This is a genomic window from Desulfuromonadales bacterium, from assembly GCA_035620395.1.
Lineage (GTDB): Bacteria > Desulfobacterota > Desulfuromonadia > Desulfuromonadales > DASPGW01 > DASPGW01.
In genome coordinates, this window is record DASPGW010000180.1 from 1 (window position 1) to 22,871 (window position 22,871).

At 63.0% G+C, this 22,871-nt stretch carries 21 protein-coding genes; 15 read left to right on the plus strand and 6 right to left on the minus strand.

What is annotated here, in order from left to right; genetic code table 11:
• From VD811_09485 to VD811_09515, 7 genes are all read left to right on the plus strand, one after another.
• Positions 1–746 (plus strand): hypothetical protein (locus tag VD811_09485; GenBank protein ID HXV21200.1); only part of this gene is annotated, 746 nt, incomplete at its 5' end.
• 106 nt (positions 747–852) lie between these two features.
• Entirely contained in the window at positions 853–1,185 is a 333-nt protein-coding gene (locus VD811_09490) for a GYD domain-containing protein (GenBank protein HXV21201.1), read from the plus strand.
• Positions 1,185–2,237 (plus strand): MBL fold metallo-hydrolase, encoded by a 1,053-nt coding sequence (locus tag VD811_09495; GenBank protein ID HXV21202.1) that lies wholly within the window; start codon positions 1,185–1,187, stop codon positions 2,235–2,237. Before VD811_09490 ends, VD811_09495 begins: the two co-directional genes overlap by 1 nt.
• Positions 2,238–2,318: 81 nt before the next feature.
• The gene (locus VD811_09500) at positions 2,319–2,636 is read left to right on the plus strand and encodes a hypothetical protein (GenBank protein HXV21203.1); all 318 of its coding nucleotides are present in this window, start codon (positions 2,319–2,321) and stop codon (positions 2,634–2,636) included.
• 70 nt (positions 2,637–2,706) lie between these two features.
• A complete protein-coding gene (locus VD811_09505) occupies positions 2,707–4,056 on the plus strand; it encodes a hypothetical protein (GenBank protein HXV21204.1) in 1,350 nt (449 codons plus the stop codon).
• A gap of 10 nt (positions 4,057–4,066) precedes the next feature.
• On the plus strand, positions 4,067–4,948 hold the full coding sequence (locus tag VD811_09510; protein ID HXV21205.1) for a metal ABC transporter substrate-binding protein: 882 nt from the start codon (positions 4,067–4,069) through the stop codon (positions 4,946–4,948).
• 73 nt (positions 4,949–5,021) lie between these two features.
• Entirely contained in the window at positions 5,022–5,816 is a 795-nt protein-coding gene (locus tag VD811_09515; GenBank protein ID HXV21206.1) for a metal ABC transporter permease, read from the plus strand.
• A gap of 49 nt (positions 5,817–5,865) precedes the next feature.
• On the opposite strand, the gene fusA is transcribed toward VD811_09515, so the two are convergent.
• The 4 genes from fusA to VD811_09535 all read right to left on the minus strand — a co-directional run bounded on the left by fusA (position 5,866) and on the right by VD811_09535 (position 13,080).
• Positions 5,866–7,932 (minus strand): elongation factor G, encoded by a 2,067-nt coding sequence (gene fusA / locus VD811_09520; GenBank protein ID HXV21207.1) that lies wholly within the window; start codon positions 7,930–7,932, stop codon positions 5,866–5,868.
• Between the two features lie 83 nt (positions 7,933–8,015).
• Positions 8,016–9,848, minus strand: a complete 1,833-nt coding sequence (locus VD811_09525; protein ID HXV21208.1) for a TIGR04442 family protein — start codon at positions 9,846–9,848, stop codon at positions 8,016–8,018.
• 74 nt (positions 9,849–9,922) lie between these two features.
• Positions 9,923–10,693, minus strand: coding sequence for a GPMC system MBL fold metallohydrolase (locus tag VD811_09530; protein HXV21209.1), 771 nt, complete (start codon positions 10,691–10,693; stop codon positions 9,923–9,925).
• An 11-nt stretch (positions 10,694–10,704) separates the two neighbouring features.
• Positions 10,705–13,080: a methyl-accepting chemotaxis protein gene (locus tag VD811_09535; protein HXV21210.1), complete on the minus strand. Its 2,376-nt coding sequence runs from the start codon at positions 13,078–13,080 to the stop codon at positions 10,705–10,707.
• A gap of 311 nt (positions 13,081–13,391) precedes the next feature.
• On the opposite strand from VD811_09535, the gene VD811_09540 reads away from it, so the two are divergent.
• A complete protein-coding gene (locus tag VD811_09540) occupies positions 13,392–14,699 on the plus strand; it encodes a hypothetical protein (protein ID HXV21211.1) in 1,308 nt (435 codons plus the stop codon).
• A 67-nt stretch (positions 14,700–14,766) separates the two neighbouring features.
• Here the strand turns inward: VD811_09540 and VD811_09545 are convergent, their stop codons facing one another.
• Positions 14,767–15,084, minus strand: coding sequence for a transcriptional regulator (locus tag VD811_09545; GenBank protein ID HXV21212.1), 318 nt, complete (start codon positions 15,082–15,084; stop codon positions 14,767–14,769).
• An 86-nt stretch (positions 15,085–15,170) separates the two neighbouring features.
• Here VD811_09545 and VD811_09550 point away from each other — a divergent pair, with 86 nt between their 5' ends.
• The 7 genes from VD811_09550 (at position 15,171) to VD811_09580 (ending at position 21,003) form a co-directional block, all read left to right on the plus strand.
• A complete protein-coding gene (locus VD811_09550) occupies positions 15,171–16,100 on the plus strand; it encodes an NAD(P)H-binding protein (GenBank protein ID HXV21213.1) in 930 nt (309 codons plus the stop codon).
• 98 nt (positions 16,101–16,198) lie between these two features.
• Positions 16,199–16,642 (plus strand): tetratricopeptide repeat protein, encoded by a 444-nt coding sequence (locus tag VD811_09555; protein ID HXV21214.1) that lies wholly within the window; start codon positions 16,199–16,201, stop codon positions 16,640–16,642.
• A 37-nt stretch (positions 16,643–16,679) separates the two neighbouring features.
• Positions 16,680–17,027: a DUF3147 family protein gene (locus VD811_09560; protein ID HXV21215.1), complete on the plus strand. Its 348-nt coding sequence runs from the start codon at positions 16,680–16,682 to the stop codon at positions 17,025–17,027.
• A gap of 166 nt (positions 17,028–17,193) precedes the next feature.
• A complete protein-coding gene (gene glpD, locus VD811_09565; protein HXV21216.1) occupies positions 17,194–18,825 on the plus strand; it encodes a glycerol-3-phosphate dehydrogenase in 1,632 nt (543 codons plus the stop codon).
• 11 nt (positions 18,826–18,836) lie between these two features.
• Entirely contained in the window at positions 18,837–20,351 is a 1,515-nt protein-coding gene (locus tag VD811_09570) for a leucyl aminopeptidase (GenBank protein HXV21217.1), read from the plus strand.
• Positions 20,352–20,410: 59 nt separating this feature from the next.
• Complete coding sequence (locus VD811_09575) at positions 20,411–20,590, plus strand: hypothetical protein (GenBank protein HXV21218.1); 180 nt, start codon at positions 20,411–20,413, stop codon at positions 20,588–20,590.
• Between the two features lie 212 nt (positions 20,591–20,802).
• The gene (locus tag VD811_09580; protein ID HXV21219.1) at positions 20,803–21,003 is read left to right on the plus strand and encodes a cold-shock protein; all 201 of its coding nucleotides are present in this window, start codon (positions 20,803–20,805) and stop codon (positions 21,001–21,003) included.
• 137 nt (positions 21,004–21,140) lie between these two features.
• On the opposite strand, the gene VD811_09585 is transcribed toward VD811_09580, so the two are convergent.
• Positions 21,141–22,871, minus strand: a 1,731-nt coding sequence (locus tag VD811_09585; GenBank protein HXV21220.1) for a hypothetical protein, incomplete at its 5' end; no start/stop codon positions are given.

Genomic DNA, 22,871 nt, shown 5'->3' on the forward strand with positions numbered 1-22,871 from the left:
CCGACCTCACCACCGGCCAGAGCCGGATCCTGGTCGACCCGGCGGCGGGCCGCAGCGCCATCGGCCTCAAGGTCGACGGTCAGGGGCGTCTCTTCGTCGCCGGCGGGGCGACGGGTGAGGCCACCATCTACGACGCCGAGAGCGGGGCGGAGCTCGCCCTCTATACCCTGGCCGATCCGGCAGCAGGTGAGACCTTCATCAACGACGTGATCGTGACGCCCGCTGCGGCCTGGTTCACCGACTCCCGCAACCCCGTCCTCTACCGGCTGCCCTTCGGCCCCGGCGGCGCCCTCCCCGCGCAGGCGGAGGTAACGGCGCTTCCCCTGAGCGGGGACTTCCAGTTCGTGGCCGGGGTGAACAACGCCAACGGCATCGCAGCGACCGCGGACGGGACGACGCTCATCATCGTCCAGAGCAACACGGGACTCCTCTTCACCGTCGACCCGGCCACCGGGGACACCCGGCAGATCGGCCTCGGCGGCGAAAGCGTCCCCAACGGCGACGGCATCCTGCTCGACGGACAGACGCTCTTCGTGGTCCAGAACCGCCTGAACCAGCTTGCCGTCATCACCCTCGCCGCGGATCTGGCAACGGGGACCGTGGAGCAGCGGATGACCAGTCCCGCCTTCGACGTCCCCACCACCGTGGCGGCGAGCGACGGGCATCTCTTCCTGCCCAACGCCCGCTTCGGCATCCCGGACCCCGACACGGCGGCGTTCTCGGTCGTCCGGATCGCCAGACCCTAGACGGAGCGTCTGCGCCGGGAGAGCGGGGAGCTCTCGCCCTTGACCTCCCGCCGCCGCGCGCTAATAGGTATGGTGTAACCGCCTCTCGAAGAAGGAGGAACCAGCGATGCTGACCTTCGTCATGCTCACCCGACTCTCCCCCGGCGCCCTGCGCGCGCCGCAGTCCCTCGAAAAGCTGGAACAGCGGGTCATGGAGCGCATCCGCAGCGAGTGCCCGCAGGTGACCTGGGTGCACGACTACGCAATACTCGGCGGCTGCGACTACCTCGACATCTTCACCGCCCCGGACCTGATCACCGCCCTGAAGGTCTCCACGATCGTCCGCACCTACGGCCACGCCCACACCGAGGTCTGGACGGCCACCGACTGGCAGGCCTACAAGGACCTGATCCGCCACCTGCCGGCCGGCGAACTCGTGGGGACGGGCGAGGGGATCTAATGTCCGGCGCCGGCCGCTGCGGTCTGCTCCTGCTGCTGGCCGGGCTCGCCTGCTGCGCCGCCGGGCCGGGGGAGCGCATCCCTTCCCACCACGGGGAAGAGGGGTTCCGCAACCCGTACGTCGAGCGGAAGAAGACCTCCCCCTTCGCCTACTGGCGGATGCGCTGGTTCGGCGACGTGGAGTTTCCTGATCATGACGAGGCGAAGGGGAAGATTCCTGTCGTCGCTGCCGATCTGGAGCGCATCCGTCAGCCGGCCGAAGCGCCGCAGGTCACCTGGATCGGCCACGCGACCGTCCTCATCCAGTATCGCGGCATCAATGTCCTCACCGACCCGATCTTCTCGGAGCGCGCTTCTCCCATATCCTTCGCCGGCCCGAAGCGCCTCACCCCGCCGGCGCTCACCGCCGGGCAGCTGCCCCGTATCGACTTCGTGGTCATCTCCCACAACCACTACGATCACCTCGACCGGCCGAGCGTTCGCGCCCTCGGCGACGGCCCGCGCTGGCTGGTGCCGCTGGGTCTGAAGGCGTGGTTCGCAGAGGCAGGGATCGACCCGGCGCGGGTGGAGGAGTTCGACTGGTGGCAGGAACGGCGCTTCGGCGAGCTCACCGTCACCGCCACCCCCCTGCAGCACTGGTCCGCCCGTTCTCCCTGGGACCGCTATGAGACATTATGGGCTGGATGGGCGCTGCGGATCGGTGACTTCTCGGCCTGGTTCGTCGGCGACACCGGCTACAACGAGCACCAGTTCCGGGAGATCGGCGAACGCCTCGGCCCCTTCGATCTCGCCCTGCTTCCCATCGGCGCCTATGCTCCGCGCTGGTTCATGCAGGAGGTCCACATCAACCCGGAGGAGGCGGTCCGCATCCACCGCGACGTCCGCGCCCGGCATTCCATCGGCATCCAGTGGGGAGCCTTCATCCTGACCGCCGAGCCGCTGGACGAGCCGCCCCGGGAACTCGCCGCCGCCAGGCAGAAGTTCGGAGTGGCGGAATCGGAGTTCGAAACCCTGAAGGTCGGCGAGACGCGGGTTTTGGCGGTGGGCAGATAGCAGAGCTGGCCTGAGCGGAAAATCCTCGATGCAAAATCATCCCTTGACAGCGGAATGAAAATGGCCTCTATTTAACGGGTCATGCATTCCCCTTCACCCGGCATCCGGCGGCAGCCCCAGTCCAGAAACCGGCGAAGGCAGCTCCTGCTTTCGCTCGGCCTGGCCTTTCTTTTTCTTGTCGCCGTCCTGCTCGGCAGCATCCACCACCATCACGACCTGCAGGACCACCCGAACTGCGCCATCTGCGCGGTCACCCACCATCCCGGCATGGAAACCGCTGCGCCATCACCGCCGGCCGTCTACCCGCCGGCATTGCCCACCCTTTTCGGACTCCTGGTGCTGGCGGCGGCAATCGTCCGCCCGACCTCGGCCCTGCGCAGCCGCGCCCCTCCCCGCTAGCCTCCTCCGCACCCATCTCGTTCATTTTTCGCTACCCATTTTCGCGTTTCACGCGACAACGGAGGAGTGCATGCGTTCATGTATCATCGCAGCGGCCGTTTTCATGGCTGCGCTTATGCCGTTTTCCGTCTCCCGGGCGGCGGAGGACCTGGAGTCACGCCTGAACCAGCTGGATGCCGAACTCGGCCGTCAGGGCGAAATCATCCGTGAGCAGCAGAAGACCATCGAGACATTGAGAGAAGAGCTGGCCCGGCAGGAAGAACCGCAACCCCAACCGCAGCAGGCCCTGGGGGGCTCGTCGCCGACGTCCAAAGAGGGCAGCTTTTTCGGCGGCAGCGCTTTGACCAACCCCAGCCTGTCACTGGTCGTCGACACCTTCGCCTACGTCTCCGAGCTGGAAGACGACAAACTGGAAGCGCGGGGAATCCCCGGCTTTACCAGCGAGGGACCGGAGCAGCGGCAAGGGTTCAACCTGCGGGCAGCCGAACTCGTCCTTTTCGCGCCGGTCGACCCCTACTTTAATCTCTACGCCAACCTGCCGGTGACTGAGGAGGGGATCGAGCTGGAGGAGGCGTACGCGGTGACCACCGCCCTCCCCGCTGGATGGCAGGTAAAGGGAGGAAAGTTCAAGAGCAATTTCAGCCGCCTCAGCGCCCAGCATCCCCACGCCTGGGACTTCGCCGACATTGCCCTGCCGTACCGGGCCTTCCTCGGCGAGGAGGGAATGGGAGGGGAGAAAGGGGTGCAACTCACCTACCTCCCCGCTCTCCCCTTCTTCCTGCAGATGGGGGGCGAGGTGCTGCAAGGACAGAATGCGCTCCTGTTCGGCGAGGAGGCGGCTTCGGGCCCGCACGCCTTCTCGATATTCGCCAAGGGTTCAGTCGATACAGGTGAACACTCGACCCTCCATGCCGGCCCCTTCGTGCTGTTCGGTCAGACCCGTAGCGAGGCCATCATCGAGGAGGCCGAGGTCGACGGCAAAAGCGAGCTCTACGGTCTGGAGGCGGCCTGGAAATGGCAGCCCGCCAGCCGGCGCGGGCTGACTCTGCAGGGGGAGTATCTCTACCTGAGGCAGCGGGGGAATCTAAGCGACGCCTCCGCCGCAGCCATCGAGCGGCTCACCCGCCGCCAGGACGGCTTCTATCTACAGGGGATCTGGCGGCAGGACCGCTGGCGTTTCGGCGGCCGCTACGATGCCCTGGAGTTGCTCGCCGACACCTTCGAGGTCGCCGGGGTACAGCGAAAACGGGGAGAGACCCCTTGGCGAGCCACGGCGAGCCTGGAGTTCAACCCCTCCGAGTTTACCCGCATCCGGCTCCAGTACAGCCACGATGACTCGGGCCGCGACGGTCGGGATAACGACGAATGCTTCTTGCAGTTCATCTTCGGCATCGGCGCACATGCCGCCCACGCATTCTAGGAGGAGAACCATGCGCTGCGTATCTATTGCTGTCTTTCTGACGGTTTTGCTGACCACTCCCGCCCTGGCCGGGCTGAACGTCGTCGCCACCCTCCCCTGGATCGGCAGCCTGGCGAAAGAGATCGGCGGGGACAGGGTCGCCGTCACCACCCTGGTGAAACCGAGCCAGGATCCGCACATGGTCGAGGCGAAGCCGAGCATGGTCCTCGCCGGACGCAAGGCTGACATCCTCATGTACAATGGCCTCGACCTGGAAATCGGCTATCTTCCCCTGATCCTCGAATCGGCCAGGAATCCGAAGATTGTCCCCGGCAAACCGGGCAACTTCGACTGCTCCCGCTTCGTGATGGTCATCGAGAAGCCGACGGCCGTTGACCGGAGCATGGGGGACGTTCACCCTCTTGGCAATCCCCACTACAACTTCTCCCCGATCAATGTCCGGCGCGTGGCAGAAGGAATGGCCGCTGCCCTGGCCGAACTGGACCGGGTCAATGCCGATTTCTACCGGGAGAACTTCAAAATATTTTCGACGAAGGTCGAGCAGCGGCAGCAACAATGGCAGGCGCTTGGCCTGCCCGGCAAGAAGTTTGTCGCCTACCATAAGCAATTCGAGTATCTGGCGGCGGATTTCGGCTTTCAGATCGTGGGCTACGTCGAACCGAAACCCGGCATTCCGCCGTCGGCCGCCCATGTGGAGAGCCTGATCGAAAGCCTGGGCAGGAGCAAGCCGGACGGCATCCTCACGACCAGCTATTACGGCAAAAAGGAGTCTGCGTCGATCGGCGGGAAGACCGGGGTCAAGGTCATCCTCCTGCCTGGAGACGTCGGTGCCATGCCTGGGACGGACGACTGGTTCGCCTTCATGGATACGACCCTGCAAGCACTGCGCTAGCCCCTCATCCACGGCAGAGCTCCGGGGCTTTCAAAACCCCGGAGCTCTGAGTGAAAATTGCTAAGGAAGAATCATGGAAACCCTCAACTTTCTGCTCTATCCCTTCCTGGCGTGTCTGCTGCTGATCGCCATCCACGCCTATTTCGGCATTCACATCCTGGAACGGGGGATTATCTTCGTCGACCTCGCCCTGGCGCAATTCATCGGCATCGGCCTCGCCCTGTCGTTCGTGTTCGGAGAGGAGCACGGCCTGCTCCTCTCCCTGCTCTTCGCCTTCCTCGGCGCCTTCATCCTCTCGCTCACCAGGCGGGCGGCCCGGCATGTGAACATCGAGGCGTTCATCGGCATCATCTACATCTTTTCCTTTGCGTCGAGCATCCTGGTTCTGGACCGCAGTCCCCACGGAATGGAAGAGTTCAAGGCCATCATGAACGGCAACATCCTCTGGGTGACGCCGCAGGAGGTCTTGTCCACCCTCCTTGTTTACGGCGCGGTCGGAATTCTCCATTTTCTGCTGCGGAAGCAGTTTTTCGCCCTCTCCTTCGAAGGGAAAGGCGGGCTTTTTCTGGAATTTCTCTTTTTCGCCAGCTTCGCCATGGTCCTGGTGAAATCAGTGGCGATGGCCGGCGTCCTTCAGGTCTTCTCGTTCCTCATCATCCCGGCCATGATCGGTCGACTGTTTTTCCGGGAGCCGCTCAAGATGCTCCTGGTCGGCTGGCTGGCGGGGGTCCTGGTCAGCATGGCGGGAATTTTTGCCTCGCTCAAGCTGGACGTTCCCACCTCGCCGGCGATTGTGGCGGGGCTGGCACTCGTGTTTTTCTGCCTGCTCGCCGTCAAGGTTTTTTCTCGGGCAAGGGATCGATGGTAAGCTCGAAACAATTAATTTAAATCGAACTTTTCAAGACAAACGCGACTAGCTACGCAAAGCCGAAGCGCTGCAGGGTTTCCGGCGGCGCCTGGTCGAAATGGGAAAATTCCATGGTGAAGGTGCCCCGTCCCTTGGTGGCGCTGCGCAGTTCGGTCATGTAGCCGAACATCTCGGCCAAGGGAACCTTGGCCCGGATCATCTCGGTTTCGCCCCGTGACTGCATCCCCTCCACCCTCCCCCGCTTCTGCTGCAGGGAGCCGATGACCCGGCCGGCGTACTCGCCGGGGATGACCAACTCCAGCGACATCACCGGCTCGAGCAGCGTCGCCCCCCCCTCCCGGGCGGCCATCGCCACGCCTCGCTGGGCGGCGGCGCGCAGGCCGATATCGGTGGTGACGCCCGGCTGGAAGGGGGCTTCGAGCACCTGCACCTCCAGGTCGGTCATGGGGTAGCCGGAATGCACCCCGCCGCGGCACGCCAGCTCCAGGCTCTCGTGCAGAACGGCCTGCAGCACGGCCGGCAGTGCGAACGCTTCGGCGTCGGGAAACAGCAGGCGCAGCCCCGCGCCCCGCTCCAGGGGCGTCAGCCGCAACAGCACCTCTCCCCCCTGGGTGCGGCCCTCGACTTCCCGCTGGAAGAGTTCCCGCCGCTCCACCGCACGCTGCAGGGTTTCCCGGAAGACCACCTGCGGCCGCCCGGTCTTGACCTGTACGCCGAACTCGCGGCCCAGCCGGTCGACGACGACTTCGAGGTGCAGCTCACCCATGCCGGCGAGGATCGTCTGACCGGTCTCCGCATCTTCGTGCACCTTGAAGGTCGGATCCTCCCATTGCAGCTTCTCAAGGGCCGGCAGCAGCTTTTCCCGGTCGTCCACCCCCTTCGGCTCGACCGCCAGGGAGACCACCGGCTCGGGACAGCTGAGGCCGGCCAGCAGCAGCGGGTGGTCGGAGCGGCAGAGCGTGTCGCCGGTGAGTGCCTCGCGCAGGCCGGCGGCGGCAACGATGTCCCCGGCCGCGGCCGCATCCAGCCGCTCCCGCTTGTGGGCGTGCATGCGGAAAAGCCGGGCGATCTTCTCCCGGCAGTTGCGGGTGCTGTTGAACACTTCCTCTCCCGCCCGCAACGTTCCCGAATAGAGGCGCAGGTAGGTGAGCTTGCGCCCCTCGTCGGACTGGACCTTGAAGGCGAGGGCGCAGAGCGGCCCGGCCGGATCGGGCGGCACGGCCTCGGCCTCACCGCCGCCGGCCGCAAAGGCCGCCACCGGCGGGGTATCGAGGGGCGAGGGGAGATAGGCGCCGACGGCATCGAGCAGCGGCTGCATCCCCTTGTTGCGCAGGGCCGCGCCGAGCAACACCGGAAACAGGCGGCAGGCCAGCGTCCCGCGGCGCAGGGCCGCCTGCAGGCGCTCGGCGGATATCTCCTTCGCCTCGAGAAAGTCGGCCAGGATGTCATCGTCGAAATCGGCCGCCGCCTCGACGACCTTCTCCCGGGCGGCCCGCACCTCTTCCGTCAACTCGGCGGGGACCGGCCCGATCTGCACCGTTGTCCCCTGGTCCTCCTCGGCAAAAGTCAGCACCTGCCCGCTCACCAGATCGATCACGCCGTGGAACTCCGACTCAAAACCGAGCGGCAGCTGCAGCAGGACCGGGCGGGCCCGCAGTCGCTCCGCCATCTGGGCCAGCACGCCGCGGCAGTCGGCACCGATGCGGTCCATCTTGTTGATCAGACAGAGGCGCGGAACCCGGTAGCGGTCGGCCTGGTGCCAGACCGACTCGCTCTGCGGCTGCACCCCCTCCACGGCGCTGAAGATCGCCACCGCCCCGTCGAGAACCCGCAGCGAGCGCTCCACCTCGATGGTGAAATCGATGTGGCCCGGGGTGTCGATGAGATTGATCCACCACTGTCGCCAGCGGCAGGTGGTGGCCGTGGCGGTGATGGTGATGCCGCGCTCCTGTTCCTGCTCCATCCAGTCCATGGTCGCCGCGCCGTCGTGGACCTCGCCCATCCGGTGAATTTCACCGGAGTAGTAGAGGATGCGCTCGGAGACGGTGGTCTTGCCGGCGTCGATATGAGAGATGATGCCGATATTGCGGATGGCGTTGAGGGGTGGATGGTTCATGGCACCTCGCAAAACACAGAAGTTGCCGAAAAGTATAGCGGAATGGCGAGACAAGACAAGGCTGGGAGGGAGAGGCAGACGCCTCAGGCGTTGAGGCCCTTGCGAATCTGGTATAGATCATCCAGGTTGAGGCCGTTGAGCTCGAAGTATTCGCGCTCCAGTTCCTCGACATAGAAGAGGTCGAGGCCGCTGTTGTCGAGGAAATCCTCGCGCAGCGCGGCATCCTGCTCGGCAACGATACGCGGCAGCAGGCTGTGCAGGTAGACGGCCTCCTTCTTGATGTTGACCACCACATCCCGGAACAGTCCGGGGGGGATGTCACCCGTGAGCAACCCCTTGTTGCGCATCTCCTCGGCCACCTCGGCGCACAGCGCCTCCTGTTCGGCGCGGGTGCTGTAGCGGGAATAGAAGTTGCGGATGCGATCCTTGACGAGGTCGAGCAGAGCGTTGTAAAGGCTTTCCTGCGCCGCGACTTCCCGGTGCTGCCACAGCAGATCCTGCACCGTCAGGCGTCCCTCCTCGATCAGGCCGAGACCCTTCTGCAGACAAAGGATCTTTTTCCGGCCGAATCGGCCCAGGTATTTGTTCGCCAGAATCCCCTTGAAGAAAAGATCCTGGAAGAGGCCGGGCGCCAGGCCGTCGAAGGCCCTTTTGTTGCCGAGCAGGCTGCGGATCATCTCTTCGGTGAAGCGGACGTTTTCCATGAACGCCAGCTGGTTGATGTTGGCCGAGGTGTTGTCGTAGCGGTCGAAGTAGGTGATGATATAGGAAAAATTCTCGAGCAGGGCCATATCGGCGCCGTCGCGGATTTTCTCGTCGCAGGCTTTGCCGGTCTCGAGCAGCACCTGCTCGAAGGTGTGATGATCCCGGTTCTCGTGGGCGCGCTGCTTGGCGTGCAGCAGCTTGATCATGTCTTCCTGGTCGATGCTGGCGTCGATCTGCCGCTCCTGCAGGAAGATTCCCTCGAGGATCTGCCGGGTCTCGGCCAGGTAATCCTGTTCGGCGAGATCGATGAGCTTGTCGTGCTTGAGCATCTCGTCGAGGGTGTAGAAGAGGGCCGAAGGTATCTTGTTGCGCACCGAGAGGGTCTTCAGGCGAGTCAGCCGGGCCATCTCCAGCTTGTTGATGTTCCCCCGCCGGCTGCACTCGATGAGAATGTTCTTGTACTCGTCGACGATCCGCCGGTTGTCCGGATGCTTGTACATGACATCGATGCGGATCCGCTCCTGCTGGTAGCGGTCGATCCCGAGGTGCTGGGCCAGCTGCTGCAGCCGTTCGAATTCCGCTTCGGGGATCGCCTTGTGGGCGAAGTAGAGCTCACGGAAGGCATCGTGATAGGCCTTGTGTTTCTTGTGAATCAGCTTGACCAGATAGAGGGAGCTGCGGTGCCCGAGCAAGCTGAAGAGTTCGTCGACCAGACCGGCATCGTCCCCCTTGCCGACGGCGGTGCTGCGCTTGAGCAGTTTGCCGAGCAGCCGCAGAATTCCTTCCTGCTGCTCCTGCAGTGCCCCCGGCACCGAGCCGGTGAGGAAGAAAAAGTAGTTGCAGACGGCATTGCCTTCGAAAAAGATCCGCTCGTAGCTCTGGTTCCCCTCGGTATGGTCGGTGAACTGCAGGCTGTTGCCGTTCTCCTGGTAAGTGGTGCCGTAAAGGACCAGGCGGTTGCGCACATCCCCCTTGGCCAGGTCGGCCAGCGGCTGATCGACCCCGAACATGTACTCGCAGAAGGAGCCGCCGTTGCCCCGGTGGCCGACACCGTCGCGGCGAAGGATAAATTCGTTCCCCGGCGAAAACAAGCGAAGGGAGGAGCCGGCGCTCTCGTAGAAGTGCCCCCGGTAAGCCTCCCTGGCAGCGGCCGTGGCGAAATACTCTATCGTTTCGTCCACGTGGCCGTGGAGGCGGATTTCCTCGTGCATTACGGTTCCAGTCGGCAGGGGCTGCCTGATGTAAAGCGAAAAAGGGCGCTGCCTCAAACGACAATCGGCGACAATCAGCCGGCCAGGTCGACTTCGATGCGCTGCCCGTCATAGGCCAGCTCCACCCCGGGCGGCAGCAGGGAAGCGTGGCGGGCATGGTCCACGTCGTGGCTCAGATGGGTGAGAACCGTCCGCCGGGCACCGAGGCGGCCGGCGAGCTCCAGGGCCTGGGCGATATTGAAATGGGTGGTGTGCGGCCGGAAGCGCAGTGCATCGATCACCAGGGTCTCGATGTTCTGCAGCCGCGGCAGCGTCGCCACCGGAATGGCGTTGCAATCGACCAGGTAGGCGAAGGAGCCGACCCGGTAGCCAAGGGAAACGCCGCTGCCATGCTGCAGGATCAACGGTTCGACGGTCAGGCCGAACAGGTCGAATGGCCCGTCGATCTCACGGGTCTCGAGACGGGGGCGGTAGCCGGGCTCCAGCTCATCGTCAAAAATGTAGCCGAAATTCCGGCGGATAACCGCCAACGTTTCGGGGGAGCCGAAAATGGGGATCGCTTGGCCGGAGACCATGTTGAAGGAGCGCAGATCGTCGATGCCGTGAATATGGTCGGCGTGGGTATGGGTGTAGAGAACCGCATCGATATGGCTGACTTTTTCCCGCAGGACCTGCTGACGCAGGTCGGTGGCGGTATCGATGAGGATGTTCTTCCCGCCGCGGGAAAGCAGAACGCTGCAGCGAGTACGGACATTCTGCGGATCCTCCGAGGTGCAGACGAAGCAGGAGCAGCCCGGCACGGGGACTCCGGTGCTGGTGCCGGAGCCGAGGATCGTCACGGTCATGGCGCCGCCGCTCATACCCGGAAGGCGCCCACCTCTTCCTCGAGGGTAGACGTCTGCCGGGAGAGGCTCTCCACCACCTGGTCCAGCTCGGCCGTGCGGCCGGCATTCCCCTCGGCGATATTGCGGATGCTCGAGACCGCCTCCAGGACCTGGCGGCTGCGCTGGTTCTGCTCCCGGGTCGCCTCGTCGATCCGCTCGATCATGCTGCGGATCCTCTCCATGCTGGTATTGATCTGGCGGCTCCCCTTGGCCTGTTCGCCAGTGCTCAGCTTGACCTGCGAAGCGATCTCCTTCATCGATTCGGCGGCGCGGGCCAACTGCCTCGAACCTTCGGTCTGCTGCCGAATGGCCGTGGCGATCTGGCCGAGCATGGAAGCCACCTGGTTGATGGAGTTGGTGATCTGCCGGCTGCCGCGGGACTGTTCCTGGGTAGCCCGGACGATGCCGCGTACCTGCTCGGTCGACTTCAGGGTGCTGCTGCGAATCTTCTCCAGAGCCTCCCCGGCCGCCTTGGAGCGCGCCACCTCCTGATGCACCCGGTCACTGCCGGCGGCCATCGCCTTCACCGCTTCCTGGGTGCCGGTCTGCAGGTTACCGATAATGGCAGCGATCTCCCGGGTCGAGACGGCCGTGCGTTCAGCCAGCTCCCGAATTTCGTCGGCGACCACCGCAAACCCCCTGCCGTGCTCTCCGGCCTGGGCGGCGATGATGGCGGCATTGAGGGCGAGCAGGCTGGTCTGGTCGGCGACGTCGTCGATGACGGTAAGGATCTTGCCGATGGCCTTTGACTGGTTGCCCAGCTCCTGGATGGCGGTGCCGGCGCGGTCAACCATCTCGCGGATCGCCCCGATCCCGTCAATCGTCTCATGAACCGTCTTCTTCCCCTGCTCGGCGTCCCGGGCCGCCTCTTCTGAAAGCTGGCTGGTCTTCTCGGCGTTCTCCTCGATTTCCTTGATCGAGGCGTCCAGTTCGGTGATCGAGGAGGCGGTCACCTCGGTGGAGGAGGAGAGAATCTCGACATTTTCGGCCACCTGCTGGCTGGCCACCGACATTTCGTTGATCGAACTGGAGACCTCGTCGACGATGGCAAAGAGCTTTTCCATCTGGGAGGCGATCTCCTCGATGGTGGCGCCCAGCTCGAGGGTCGCCGAGGAACTCTCCTCCGCCGAGTCGACCAGGGAGCCGGTGCTCTCGGCAATGCCGGAAATCGACTCCTCGATCCCCTGCATGGCACGGTAGGATTCCTCCAGGGAATGGGACTGGCGCACCGCACCGTCGTTGACCTCGCGCGAAGAGGCGCGAATCTTGTCCGTCGCACCGTTGAGGTCGAGGGAGACATTACGGGTGCGCTGGACCATCTCTCGCAACCGCGCGACGAAGCGGTTGAAGCATTCAGCCAGCTCCCCAACCTCGTCCCGGGACGTTACCGGCAGAACGCGGGTCAGATCCCCTTCGCCATCGGCGATTTCCCTGAAATTGTGGACCACGGCGGCCAGCGGCCGGACGATGCTGCGGGAGATGGCCAGGCCGACCAGCACCGCCAGGACGGTGGCCGCCGCCAGCAGCACCAGCACTACCTTCAGCAGGCTGCCGCGGGCCGCCGCCAATTCGGAGTTGTCGAGAGCCAGCAGCACCCCGCGCTTGGCGCCACCCAGATTTTTGATCGTCAGCGTGTAAGGCTTGCCGTCCAGGCGGATTTCTTTCTTGCCGTCCGCCTCGATCTCGGCCGGCACCAGGTTCTTGAGTTCGGCATGCGAAGCGGCGACGATGCCCGACTCGTCGAAGAAGGCCACCTGCGTACCGCTCAGCGAAGAGATCTGGACAGCGTACAGGTCATTGATGAAATTGACCCCGACCAGGCTGCCGATCTGTTCCTGCTGCAGGAAGACCGGGGCGGCGGCGACAACAGAGAACTGTCCGTCAAAGCGGGCAATTTCGCCAAGCGACTCGCCTTGGAGACTGGCTTCGATCACCGGGTGCTCCTTGCCGGTCGATGCCGGCAACTGCTTATCCTCGTTGAGGAAACGCAGGATCACCTCGCCATCCTTGTTCAGCACCTCGACCAGGTCGAAATTGAAAATTTCGTGGCTTTTGTCGATGACATCCTTCAATTGACTGTTGTCGCCGGTCAGGGAAGCGAAGTAAACGGCGTTGACCAGATCGTTGTTGCGACTGGTGAGTTTCACGTAATTGAGGAGTTCGCGCTGCGAGTAGAACGTGTTGCGCTCGGTGAAATTGGCCATCTGGGTGAAACGGTCCTGCATGCTCTTTTCAAATTGCTTTACCGTCAGTCCGGTGAGGATGTAAAGGGTAATGCAGAGCGGGATAACCGAGAGGGCAATCTGGGCGAGCAGAATTTTCCAGCGGAGCGTAAACGTCTTTTTCATCGCAGCACCTTTGACCCGACCGCATCGCGGCGGACCGTATTGGTTTAATGAGAAGGCTCCATGTCAAGCGAATGCTGCAAAATAGCATTATTTCCCGTCGGCTGGCAATACCTTATAGCCCTATAAATACTGGGTTGTCACCGGTGTTGTCGCCCCGGGCGAGACCGAAACCGGCGCCTGACGGGCGGGTACGGACCGGCCGGCAGAAAATCCCGCCGCCGAAGTCCGGCAAGCGTCCTTAAACATCCAGTATTGTTCGAATTAAGAGCAAAACAAAACCTTATGGTAGACTGTTGACGGAGGATCCTGCCATGCCTCGCGGCGCCCCGGACATACCCGCTCTCTTTCGCCATCGGTTCTCGGTCGATTACAGCGCCCCTTTTCAGCGGCACCTCAATCGGCTGGAAGTGGAGATCGGACGCGAAGATTATCGCCACCTGAAGAAGGTCGAACTGCTTGCGACCGCTCCCTCCGAAGCGCAATTCGCCGACATGGAGGAGATCACGGCGCGGCTGCTCGATACTACCCAGAACAACTACAACCGCGACCTGCTGCGCCGCCTGAACATACGGGTCTATCTCGACGCCCGGCACTACGACATCTACTATCGGCTGCCCGACCGGGCCATACGCTTCGTCGCCGCCTGGCGCCAGAATGTTCTGGAACGTTTTTTCGGCCAGGTGCCCCTGCAGGATACCGGCTGGTGCTCCGCCGGGACACGGCTCGCAGGCTTTGCGGCCCGGTTTCATCCCGACCCGGGGGGCGGTGTGCTCCTGCTGCGCCGGCAGCAGGAGCACATCGGGAACTTCACCCTGCTTACCGCCACCCACGGTCCCTACGATCCCCACACCTTCGATGTGGCCCTGTACCTGCTGCGGTCCGGTTGCGGCAGCGCGGCAGTCATCAACCTCGGCTTCTCCGGCCGGGAACCGCTGACGGACGAGAATCTGGACAAGCTCAAGGATTGGGGAATTCCTCTGAACCCCAGCAACATCGATGTCATCTACCCCTACATCGACGCCAGCGGCCATCCTTACTGCTACAAGCTGGAAGAGGGATTGCGGCATTATGCCGCCCTGCTCGAAGGAGGACCGCCGCAGGTCATCATCGACGTGCACGGCTGTGTCGGCACCCAAGCCGATGACTGTCGCCTGATCGTCGGGCTGGGCGGCGCCCCCCCGTACCCCCGGCTCGCCGCTTTGGGCCACCTGGAAATGCGGCAGAACGGCCTTTTCCTGACGCCGAAGCAGATCCTGCGGAGCAGCCTGTTGCTGCTGCGCGGCCTCTCCACCGAAATCAGCCTGCAGTTCTGCATTGGAACGCATCGCTGTTACCACTTTCGTGTGGGCGAAGAACCGCCGTTCTCCGGTCGTCCGGTCGATCCGCGCACCGAAGCCTGCAGCCTGCTGGCCGGCGAGCCGCGCTACTTTCTTCCCGCCGAGCAGACCCGCTGGCTTCCCGGCGCCGGCGGCAACGCCCGGCAGCGCCGGGAAGCGGCAAAACTCGACGCCACCAGCCTTTGCCTGCACGTCGAAATCCCGACGGCGGTTCGGCGCCGGATCGCCCTTCACTTGCGCGAGATGGAGATAGGCGATTCTCTCGATTCGAGCTCTCTTTAACAGGAGAATTGACATCCCCCCCTCCCGACCTCCCCCCGCTGGGGGGAGGGTCAGGGAGGGGGAAGTCTCATCGAATGGCGAAAAACGGTTCGGTGATGGACTGCTGCCGGCAGACCGGGCATCGTCCCGGCCTCTGCAGGCGCTCCCGTTTGCCAAAGACGAAACCGCATTTTCGACAGCCTGCCGGGACGATCTGCAGTCGGCGACCGAGCGGATGGAGGGTACGCCGCAGATGGTCGAGGTGGCCGTACACCACCTTTTCAGGGATGCCGACCAGCGTGGAAATCTGGCGGGCAGAAAGGGGTTCACCCGCCAGCAGGTCGGCGATCTGCCGGCGGATGGTGGCGCCCCGAGGAGGAAGGATCGTGGGTGGCTTCGGTTTCATTTGTGCCCTTTGCGGCTACACTATTAGTCGGCTGTTGTCATTTCACCAATGGCCCGGGCCAACCCCGCGCCAAGGGGCTCGACACGATGGGAGCGGCTATGGCGAAAGCGGAGTTGGACGTGGTCACCGGCGCCTTCAGCTTTACCGGAAAGTATATCGCCCGGCGGCTGCTGGCGCTCGGCCGACAGGTCAAGACCCTCACCGGACATCCCGGCCGCGAGCATCCCTTCGGCAATGCGGTTACGGCCATGCCGTTCCAGTTCGAGGATCCGGAAGCCCTGCGCGACGGTCTGGCCGGTGCCAACACCCTCTACAATACCTATTGGGTCCGCTTCGAACACGGCCGAATGACCTTTGCCCGAGCCGTCGACCATACCGCTGCGCTGCTCGCAGCGGCACGCCAGGCCGGGGTGCGGCGGGTCGTCCACATCAGCGTTGCGCACGCCGACGAAGCTTCACCCTACCCTTATTTCCGGGCCAAGGGGGAGGCGGAGCGCCTGGTCCGGGAATCGGGACTTTCCTACGCCATTCTCCGGCCAACTGTCCTTTTCGGCACCGAAGGTATCCTCTTCAACAATCTTGCCTATATGCTGCGCAGGTTCCCCGCCTTCGCCATCCCGGGCAAGGGCGATTACCGGCTGCAGCCGATTCATGTGGACGACCTGGCCGAACTGGCGGTCAACGCCGGGCACGAGGAGAGGTCGCTGGTCCTCGACGCCGCCGGTCCGGAAACCTTCACCTTCGATGAGTTGGTTCGACTTATGGCCAAGCAGGTCGGCAGCCATGCACGGCTTCTCCATATGAGCCCTGAGCGGGCACTGAAGCTTATCCGCATGGTCGGTGGCCTGGTCGGCGACGTCGTGCTCACGCGGGAGGAGATTGACGGACTGATGCGGGATATGCTAGCTTTGCCTGGCAGGCCGGTCGGCCACACCCTTTTCAGCAGCTGGGTCGGGCAGAATGCCGCGACTCTTGGCAGCAGTTATTTTCCGGAAATGGTACGGCACTATAAGTGAGGGGCTGCGACCCCCCGGAGATTGTCCCGTTTGATTGTCAGCGAAACATTCGGCAAAAGGCGAGGCGCAACAGCGTCGACCCTGGAGAGGACGGCAGCATGCCCGGCCAAGAATTGAATGCCCTGATCCGTAAAGGACTCGCGGAGATCGAAAGAGGCAATACCCTGATGGCCCTTGTCCATTTCGAGGATGCCGCCAGGCGGGACGACTCTCCCTTGGTGCGCTCCCACCTCGCCTACTGTCTGGCCAAAGAGCGCCGGCAGATGAATAAGGCCGCCACGCTCTGCAATGAAGCTTTACAAGAGGAGCCGGGCAATACGGTCCACTACCTCAATCTCGGCCGGATTTATCTGCTGGCGGGGCAGAAAAACCGGGCTATCCAAACTTGGCGGCGTGGCCAAAAACTTGGCCGCAACCCGCAGATCGCCTTTGAACTGAGAAAATTGGGACTGCGCAAGCCGCCGGTGTTGAAGGCTTTGGGTCGGGAGCACCCGGTAAACAGGTTTCTCGGCAAGATGTTGCAAAAAATGGGCATGCGCTGACCAGGTTCTCTCTGCCTCGCACCGGCAGGAGCCCGGCATGTACTTTCTCTTAAAAGTGCTGATCTCAGCCCTGATCATCGCCGCGGCGTCGGAAGTGGCCCGGCGCGACGCACCGCTGGCAGCCATCCTGGCTTCGCTCCCCCTGACTTCCCTTCTCGCCATCCTCTGGCTCTATCATGACACCCGCAACGGACATCTGGCCGGAGAGCTGGCCACCCATATTTTCTGGGCGATCCTTCCCTCGCTCCTCTTCTTTGTCGCCTTTCCCTGGCTACTGAAAACCGGTCTGCGTTTCTCCCTTTCCCTTCTCTTGTCCGTCGGCATCATGGTCGTCGGCTACACCATCTATGCGGCTATCATCCGGCGACTCGGCGTCACCTTCTAGACACAGGACATAAAACTCAAGATTCAAGGTATATGAGTTGCCTCTTTTCTCTCGCATCTTGTATCTTGCGTCTGCAGCTCTTCACCTCTTCCGCTCTTCCGGCATGCGGACAATTGTCAAAAGTGCACATTGAAATGCTTCGTGGGAGCCGTTAGACTTGAATGGCATGAGACGAAATCCTTCTTCATTTCCGCCGGCACAGCCGCGCAATCTCCGACGGTTCACCGAACGCAGCCACGACGTGCTGATCATCGGTGGCGGCATCAATGGCGCCGGGATCGCCCGCGACCTGGCGATGCGGGGGTTGCGGGTCGCCCTTGTGGAGAAGGGGGACTTCGCCTCGGGGGCTTCCAGCGCCTCCACCAAACTCATTCACGGAGGGGTTCGCTACCTCGAGCGGCTTGCTTTCCGACTGGTCTTCGAAGCCTGCCGTGAACGGCGGATCCTGCAGTCGATCGCCCCCCACCTGGTCCGACCCATCCCGTTCTTCATTCCCGTCTTCAAAGGCGACCCTCGATCCCTGGCAGCAATCCGGACGGGGATGAGCCTGTACGACCTGCTGGCGATGTTTCGCAACACCCATTCGCACAAAATCCTCTCCGCAGAGGAGGCTCTCAGGCATGAACCGGCCCTGCGACAGGAGGGGTTGAGTGGCGTGGCACTTTACTGGGACTGTCGGATGGACGATGCCCGACTTTGCCTGGAGAACATCCTGGCCGCCCGGGAACTGGGCGCCGATATTGCCAATTACCTGGAAGTCACCGGACTCATCAAGAGCGCCGGCCGGGTGCGCGGCGCGCGGGTACTCGATCGGGAAAGCGGCCAGGAACTGGAGGTGACCGCCGAGGTGGTGATCAACACCACCGGCCCCTGGCTCGACCGGCTTTGTTCCCTCGACGGCGAAGTCACGAAAAAGCTGCGTCCGACCCGGGGTACCCACATCCTGGTGCCACGTATCAATCGCGGCGAGGAGGCTCTCTATCTTACCGCCGGTCGGGATGAACGGCTCTTTTTCGTCATCCCGTGGGGGGAGCTGTCCCTGGTCGGGACAACCGATGCCGATGACCGCGGGGATCCCGACCTGGTGGCACCTACCGAGGCCGACATCGAGTATCTGCTCGCCGAAACGGCCGGCCATCTGCGCGGCCGGGTACCGAACCGTGCCGATGTGGTCGCCGCTTTCGCCGGCTTGCGTCCCCTGGTCGCCGAGTCGTCGGCTGCAGCGTCCAGTATCTCCCGCGAGCATCGCCTTTTCGAGTCGGCCTCGGGACTGCTTTCGGTCGGTGGCGGCAAGTATACGACTTACCGCGCGGTGGCTGCCGAGGTGGCCGAGCGGATCACCGAACGGCTTGGGCGCGGCAGAGGGCGCTCACTGACCCACCGGATCCCCCTGCCCGGCGGCGCGACCGGCAATTTTGCTTCCTACCTGCACCGGGAGGTGCGCAGCCTCTCTGCCGAATACGGCTTGGCACCCGCCGTACTGGCAGGCCTGCTCAGTCTCTACGGCTCCCGAACCGCCCGACTGCTGGCTCTGCTCAGGGAAGAACCCGCCTTGGCCCGTCCGGTTGTCGAAGATTCCCCCCTGCTGGCTGTGCAAGTCGCCTATGCCACCGATTTCGAAATGGCCCGAACTCCCGAAGATGTCCTGCGCCGCCGCACGCCCCTGGCACTCCAGAAAGGACGAGGCCTGCGCGAAGTGGAGGCCGTGGCGGCCCTCATGTCCCAAAGACTGCAGCTCTCTGACGAATGGCGCCGGCACGGGCGGGACGACTATCTAAGACGGCATTCCAACCCATGAAAGGATAGCAGATGGAGATCAAGGTCAAAAAAGGAGCCCTGCTGAAGCAGAAAGCGCCCTGCCTGGTGCTTGGCGCCTTCGTTGGCAAACTCGGCACTCCGACTCTCGCTGAACTCGATCAGGCCCTGGACGGAGCCATAACCAAGGCGGCACGGGAGAAAGAATTTACCGGCAAGCAGGGGCAGATGCTGCTGCTTCATTCCGGCAAGCGCCTTGCCGCCGAACGCGTTCTCCTGGTCGGCCTCGGCAAGGAAAAAGGGGCCGGCGACGAGCGCCTGCGGCAGGGCGTCGCCACCGCGACGACGTTTCTCCAGGGGAAACAGATCAGCACCTTTACCGTCAGCCTGCCGTCCTTCAGTCTGCGCGAAGCCGGCATGACGGCCAAAGCGCAGGCGGCCGCCGAAGGAATCGCCCTGGCTGCCTACCGCTTTGACCGCTACCGGACGGAAAAGCGGGAGGAACTTCCTCCCGTGCTCAAGGATGTCTGCCTGCTGGTGGAGAAACAAAAGGATCTGCAGGAGGTCGAGGCCGGGGTGGCGACAGCGCGCTGCATCTGCCGCGGCGTGTCCCTGGCTCGCGACCTGGTCAACGAACCCGGCAACGTCAAGTCTCCTGAATTTCTCGCCGCCAGGGCGACAGCAGTGGCTGATGAAGTCGGCCTCAAATGCACGGTCCTCGGCCAGAAAGATCTGGAAAAGGAAGGCTGTGGTGCCCTGCTGGGCGTCGCTCAGGGCAGCGTCCGCGAGCCCCGACTCATCGTGCTCGAATATCACGGCGGCAACCGCGACGCCCAACCGATCGCCCTGATCGGCAAGGGTGTGGTTTTCGATGCCGGCGGCATTTCCCTCAAGCCCGCCGAAAAGATGGATGAGATGAAAATGGACATGGCCGGCGGCGCCGCCGTGCTCGGCACCCTGCTCGCCGCTGCCCTGCTCAAGCTCCCGGTCAATCTGGTCGGGATCATCCCCGCCGTAGAGAATCTCCCCTCGGGCAGCGCCATCCGTCCCGGCGACATCCTGACTTCCCTGTCTGGGCGCACCATCGAGGTGCTCAACACCGATGCCGAGGGCCGGCTGATCCTGGCCGACGCCCTCACCTTTGCCGCGCGCTTCAAACCGCGGGTGGTGATCGACCTGGCCACCCTCACCGGCGCCTGCATCATCGCCCTGGGACACCATGCGACGGCGGCGCTGGGGAACCATACGGGGCTGATCCGGCAACTGCTGCACGCCGGCGAGGAGAGCGGCGAGCGCCTCTGGCAGCTCCCCCTCTGGGACGACTACGCCGCCCAGATCAAGAGCGATATCGCCGATGTCAAAAATATCGGTGGCCGGCCGGCCGGCACCATCACCGCCGCCGCCTTCCTGCAGAAATTCGCCGAGGACTTCACCTGGGCGCATCTCGATATCGCCGGCACTGCCTGGGAGGAGAAGGGACGCCACTACCTGCCCAAGGGGGGGACCGGCGTCGGGGTCCGGCTGCTGATACACTACCTGCGTAAAATCCAGAGTTCGGAAACCCGTTAAGGTTTTCCGAATCCCTTGACAGTGCTATTTCCCATGCTACATTAGCAAAAATTCAGCCCATGAAAGGATTCTCCTTGCTGACTTACTGCGCCTGGTGCGGCAAGTACCAAGGGGCCAAGACCGGGGAGGGACACCAGATCCGCAAGAACGTCTGCGAAATCGACACTGCGACGATCTGCCCTGCCTGCCTGGCTGAACTGCTGAAGCAGCCCCCGGAGAGAGAGCCCCTCCGGGCCTAGCCGCCAGAAAACATTTCGGAATCTGTCCAGCAACGACGGGAGAGAGACCTGCAAGGGGTTTCTCTCCCTCTTTTTTCGGTCCGTTAAATGTGGGCGTTTTTTAACAATAGGCCGTTGATTTTTTGTCGAAACTGGTTAAAGTGTTTGCCATTGGGTTCTCACGGGTGTCCCGTGGGTAAAGAAGGGCTTTTTAAGGACAGGAGAGGAAGGCAATGACGAAGGGAAAGGTCAAGTGGTTCAATGATGCCAAGGGATTCGGTTTCATCGAGCAGGATGGCGGGCCGGACGTGTTCGTGCATTTCTCGGCTATCGAAATGGATGGCTTCAAGACTCTGGCGCAAGGCGATCCGGTAGCGTTCACCATCATTCAGGGTCCTAAAGGTCCCCAAGCACAGAACGTGTCGCGCGTCTGAGTGGAACCCATATACCGACGATAAAAAGCCCCGCCGGTTGGCGGGGCTTTTTTTGTGGGCTTCGCTATCCTGCGGCTGACCAAAGAGCCCCGCCAGCCAGCGGGGCTCTTTAGCAACCCACCGTATTTTATTCTGGGTCAGGGGCGAACCGTGCCATCACCCAGCCAGTTAGCAGCATTGGGATAGGTTACGTTGTCGATGGTGATGGTCCCGTCCAGTACGCCGTTGTCGAGCCAGTCGATTGAATCAAAGACCAGGCGCTTGCCATACAGGTCGTTATGCACATAGATGCAGGGCTCTTCGGTCATATACAGGCTGTTCTGGAAGGCGCCATAAGCGTTGAGTTCAATGGTTGAGACGTTTGCAGACAGATCGAGATTGAGGTAATTCACGGGATTGTTGTTCTCCAGATCGAGCAGAATCTGCCGGGCATCGGCAAAATCGAGCCGCCGCTGATTGAGGACCGCAGGATCGACGAGTATTGCCCCGACACCATCATGACAGTTGTTGCACAGGGCCTGGTTGTTGATGGCCGTAATGGCGCCGGCAAGGTCCTCGGTCACCGCATGGAAATGATGATCGGCGTCTCCGGCCACGCCCATGTGACAACCGACGCAGGGGCCGTCGCCCGCTTCCTCGTCAATATCGTCATGCAAAAAGCCCGGCCCAGGGGCGTAGTTCTGGCCGGTAAATTCGAATCCTGCATGAACCACCTCGGCATAGAGTGAACCGGCGGTCGGTGCATGGTGCCCGGCGAACCGGGTGGAGCGGCTGCCGCTGCGGATGGAGGTGTTGTTGCCGCGACCGCTGTGGCAGGCGGCGCAGACATTGGACTTGCCTTTGTCCGGGAGCACTACGAACTCAGGCGTTCCGATGGGGCCGGTCCCCGGGTCTTCGATGAAGACGAAATCCAGGGTAAGGTTGCCCGAAGCACGCAGATTGGCGGAATTGTCCCGGTGACAACCCCAGCAATAAAGCATTTCGTTCTGCGGCGATCCAGTGGCCGCCGTCCAACCGGAAAGATGGGAAAAGTCGTTATTGGCCGAGGTGTAGTTGATCGAATCATTCATGAAGTTCATGGCGCCGGTGGCTGTGTGGCAACGCTGGCAATCGGCGCGGTTGCCGGTCCCTGTGGACTGATCCCAGTTGTAGTGTGCCCACCCCTGGGCAACATCGTCGGTTACCGCGGCAGCAAGCCCCTCGGCGACGCCGATAGCAAAGGCGGCGTCCTTGACGTCCAGTATGTGGCCGCCATGCGCCGACCGGGCCCATTCCCTGTTGATGTCGAGGGTCACACTATGCCCGTTGTAATGGCAGGCCTGGCAGCCCCTCTGGTCAGCGGTTTTCACCACATAGCCTTCGATCGGCGTATTAGTCGGGGCGCCAGTGGTGGCCGGATTGTCGAAATGGGTGTCGTGAATCATCTCATCGGCATTGTTCGCATGACGACCAATCAATGCCGCCTCGATTCCGTGGCACTGACCGCACTGAGCCGGGCCAGGCACAGGGAACGGCAGCGGACCTACGCCCCGATGGGCGCTGCCCCCTCCATGGCAGGACTCACACCCGACCACATTTCGGTTCACTTGGCCAAGAAAGGCTTGCTCGATCAATTGCCCGTCGCCAAGGTTATTGTGACATGCAAGGCAGGTGGGATTGGTGCCGCCGAAGGAGCCTGCAGCATGTCGGCTTGCCAACCAGGCAGCAGTAACCGGGGTATTGTCGCTGTGGCAGATGGCACAATTGGTAATACCCAGGGTCTGGACGTTGGCGGCAAGGTCAGTCCCGGTCCCGGTCCCGGCGGCAACGTCGCTGCCGCCCGAACCGCTGCTGCAGCCCCACAGCAGAGCCGCGCTGAATAGCGACGC

Excerpts from the sequence above, each read along its gene's own strand:
- VD811_09525 (HXV21208.1), bottom strand. The coding sequence starts at position 9,848 with ATGCACGAGGAAATCCGCCTCCACGGCCACGTGGACGAAACGATAGAG.
- fusA (HXV21207.1), bottom strand. The coding sequence starts at position 7,932 with ATGAACCATCCACCCCTCAACGCCATCCGCAATATCGGCATCATCTCT.
- VD811_09515 (HXV21206.1), top strand. The coding sequence starts at position 5,022 with ATGGAAACCCTCAACTTTCTGCTCTATCCCTTCCTGGCGTGTCTGCTG.
- VD811_09545 (HXV21212.1), bottom strand. The coding sequence starts at position 15,084 with ATGAAACCGAAGCCACCCACGATCCTTCCTCCTCGGGGCGCCACCATC.
- VD811_09560 (HXV21215.1), top strand. The coding sequence starts at position 16,680 with ATGTACTTTCTCTTAAAAGTGCTGATCTCAGCCCTGATCATCGCCGCG.
- VD811_09570 (HXV21217.1), top strand. The coding sequence starts at position 18,837 with ATGGAGATCAAGGTCAAAAAAGGAGCCCTGCTGAAGCAGAAAGCGCCC.
- glpD (HXV21216.1), top strand. The coding sequence starts at position 17,194 with ATGAGACGAAATCCTTCTTCATTTCCGCCGGCACAGCCGCGCAATCTC.
- VD811_09530 (HXV21209.1), bottom strand. The coding sequence starts at position 10,693 with ATGACCGTGACGATCCTCGGCTCCGGCACCAGCACCGGAGTCCCCGTG.
- VD811_09555 (HXV21214.1), top strand. The coding sequence starts at position 16,199 with ATGCCCGGCCAAGAATTGAATGCCCTGATCCGTAAAGGACTCGCGGAG.
- VD811_09510 (HXV21205.1), top strand. The coding sequence starts at position 4,067 with ATGCGCTGCGTATCTATTGCTGTCTTTCTGACGGTTTTGCTGACCACT.
- VD811_09500 (HXV21203.1), top strand. The coding sequence starts at position 2,319 with ATGCATTCCCCTTCACCCGGCATCCGGCGGCAGCCCCAGTCCAGAAAC.
- VD811_09550 (HXV21213.1), top strand. The coding sequence starts at position 15,171 with ATGGGAGCGGCTATGGCGAAAGCGGAGTTGGACGTGGTCACCGGCGCC.
- VD811_09490 (HXV21201.1), top strand. The coding sequence starts at position 853 with ATGCTGACCTTCGTCATGCTCACCCGACTCTCCCCCGGCGCCCTGCGC.
- VD811_09505 (HXV21204.1), top strand. The coding sequence starts at position 2,707 with ATGCGTTCATGTATCATCGCAGCGGCCGTTTTCATGGCTGCGCTTATG.
- VD811_09580 (HXV21219.1), top strand. The coding sequence starts at position 20,803 with ATGACGAAGGGAAAGGTCAAGTGGTTCAATGATGCCAAGGGATTCGGT.
- VD811_09495 (HXV21202.1), top strand. The coding sequence starts at position 1,185 with ATGTCCGGCGCCGGCCGCTGCGGTCTGCTCCTGCTGCTGGCCGGGCTC.
- VD811_09535 (HXV21210.1), bottom strand. The coding sequence starts at position 13,080 with ATGAAAAAGACGTTTACGCTCCGCTGGAAAATTCTGCTCGCCCAGATT.
- VD811_09575 (HXV21218.1), top strand. The coding sequence starts at position 20,411 with ATGAAAGGATTCTCCTTGCTGACTTACTGCGCCTGGTGCGGCAAGTAC.
- VD811_09540 (HXV21211.1), top strand. The coding sequence starts at position 13,392 with ATGCCTCGCGGCGCCCCGGACATACCCGCTCTCTTTCGCCATCGGTTC.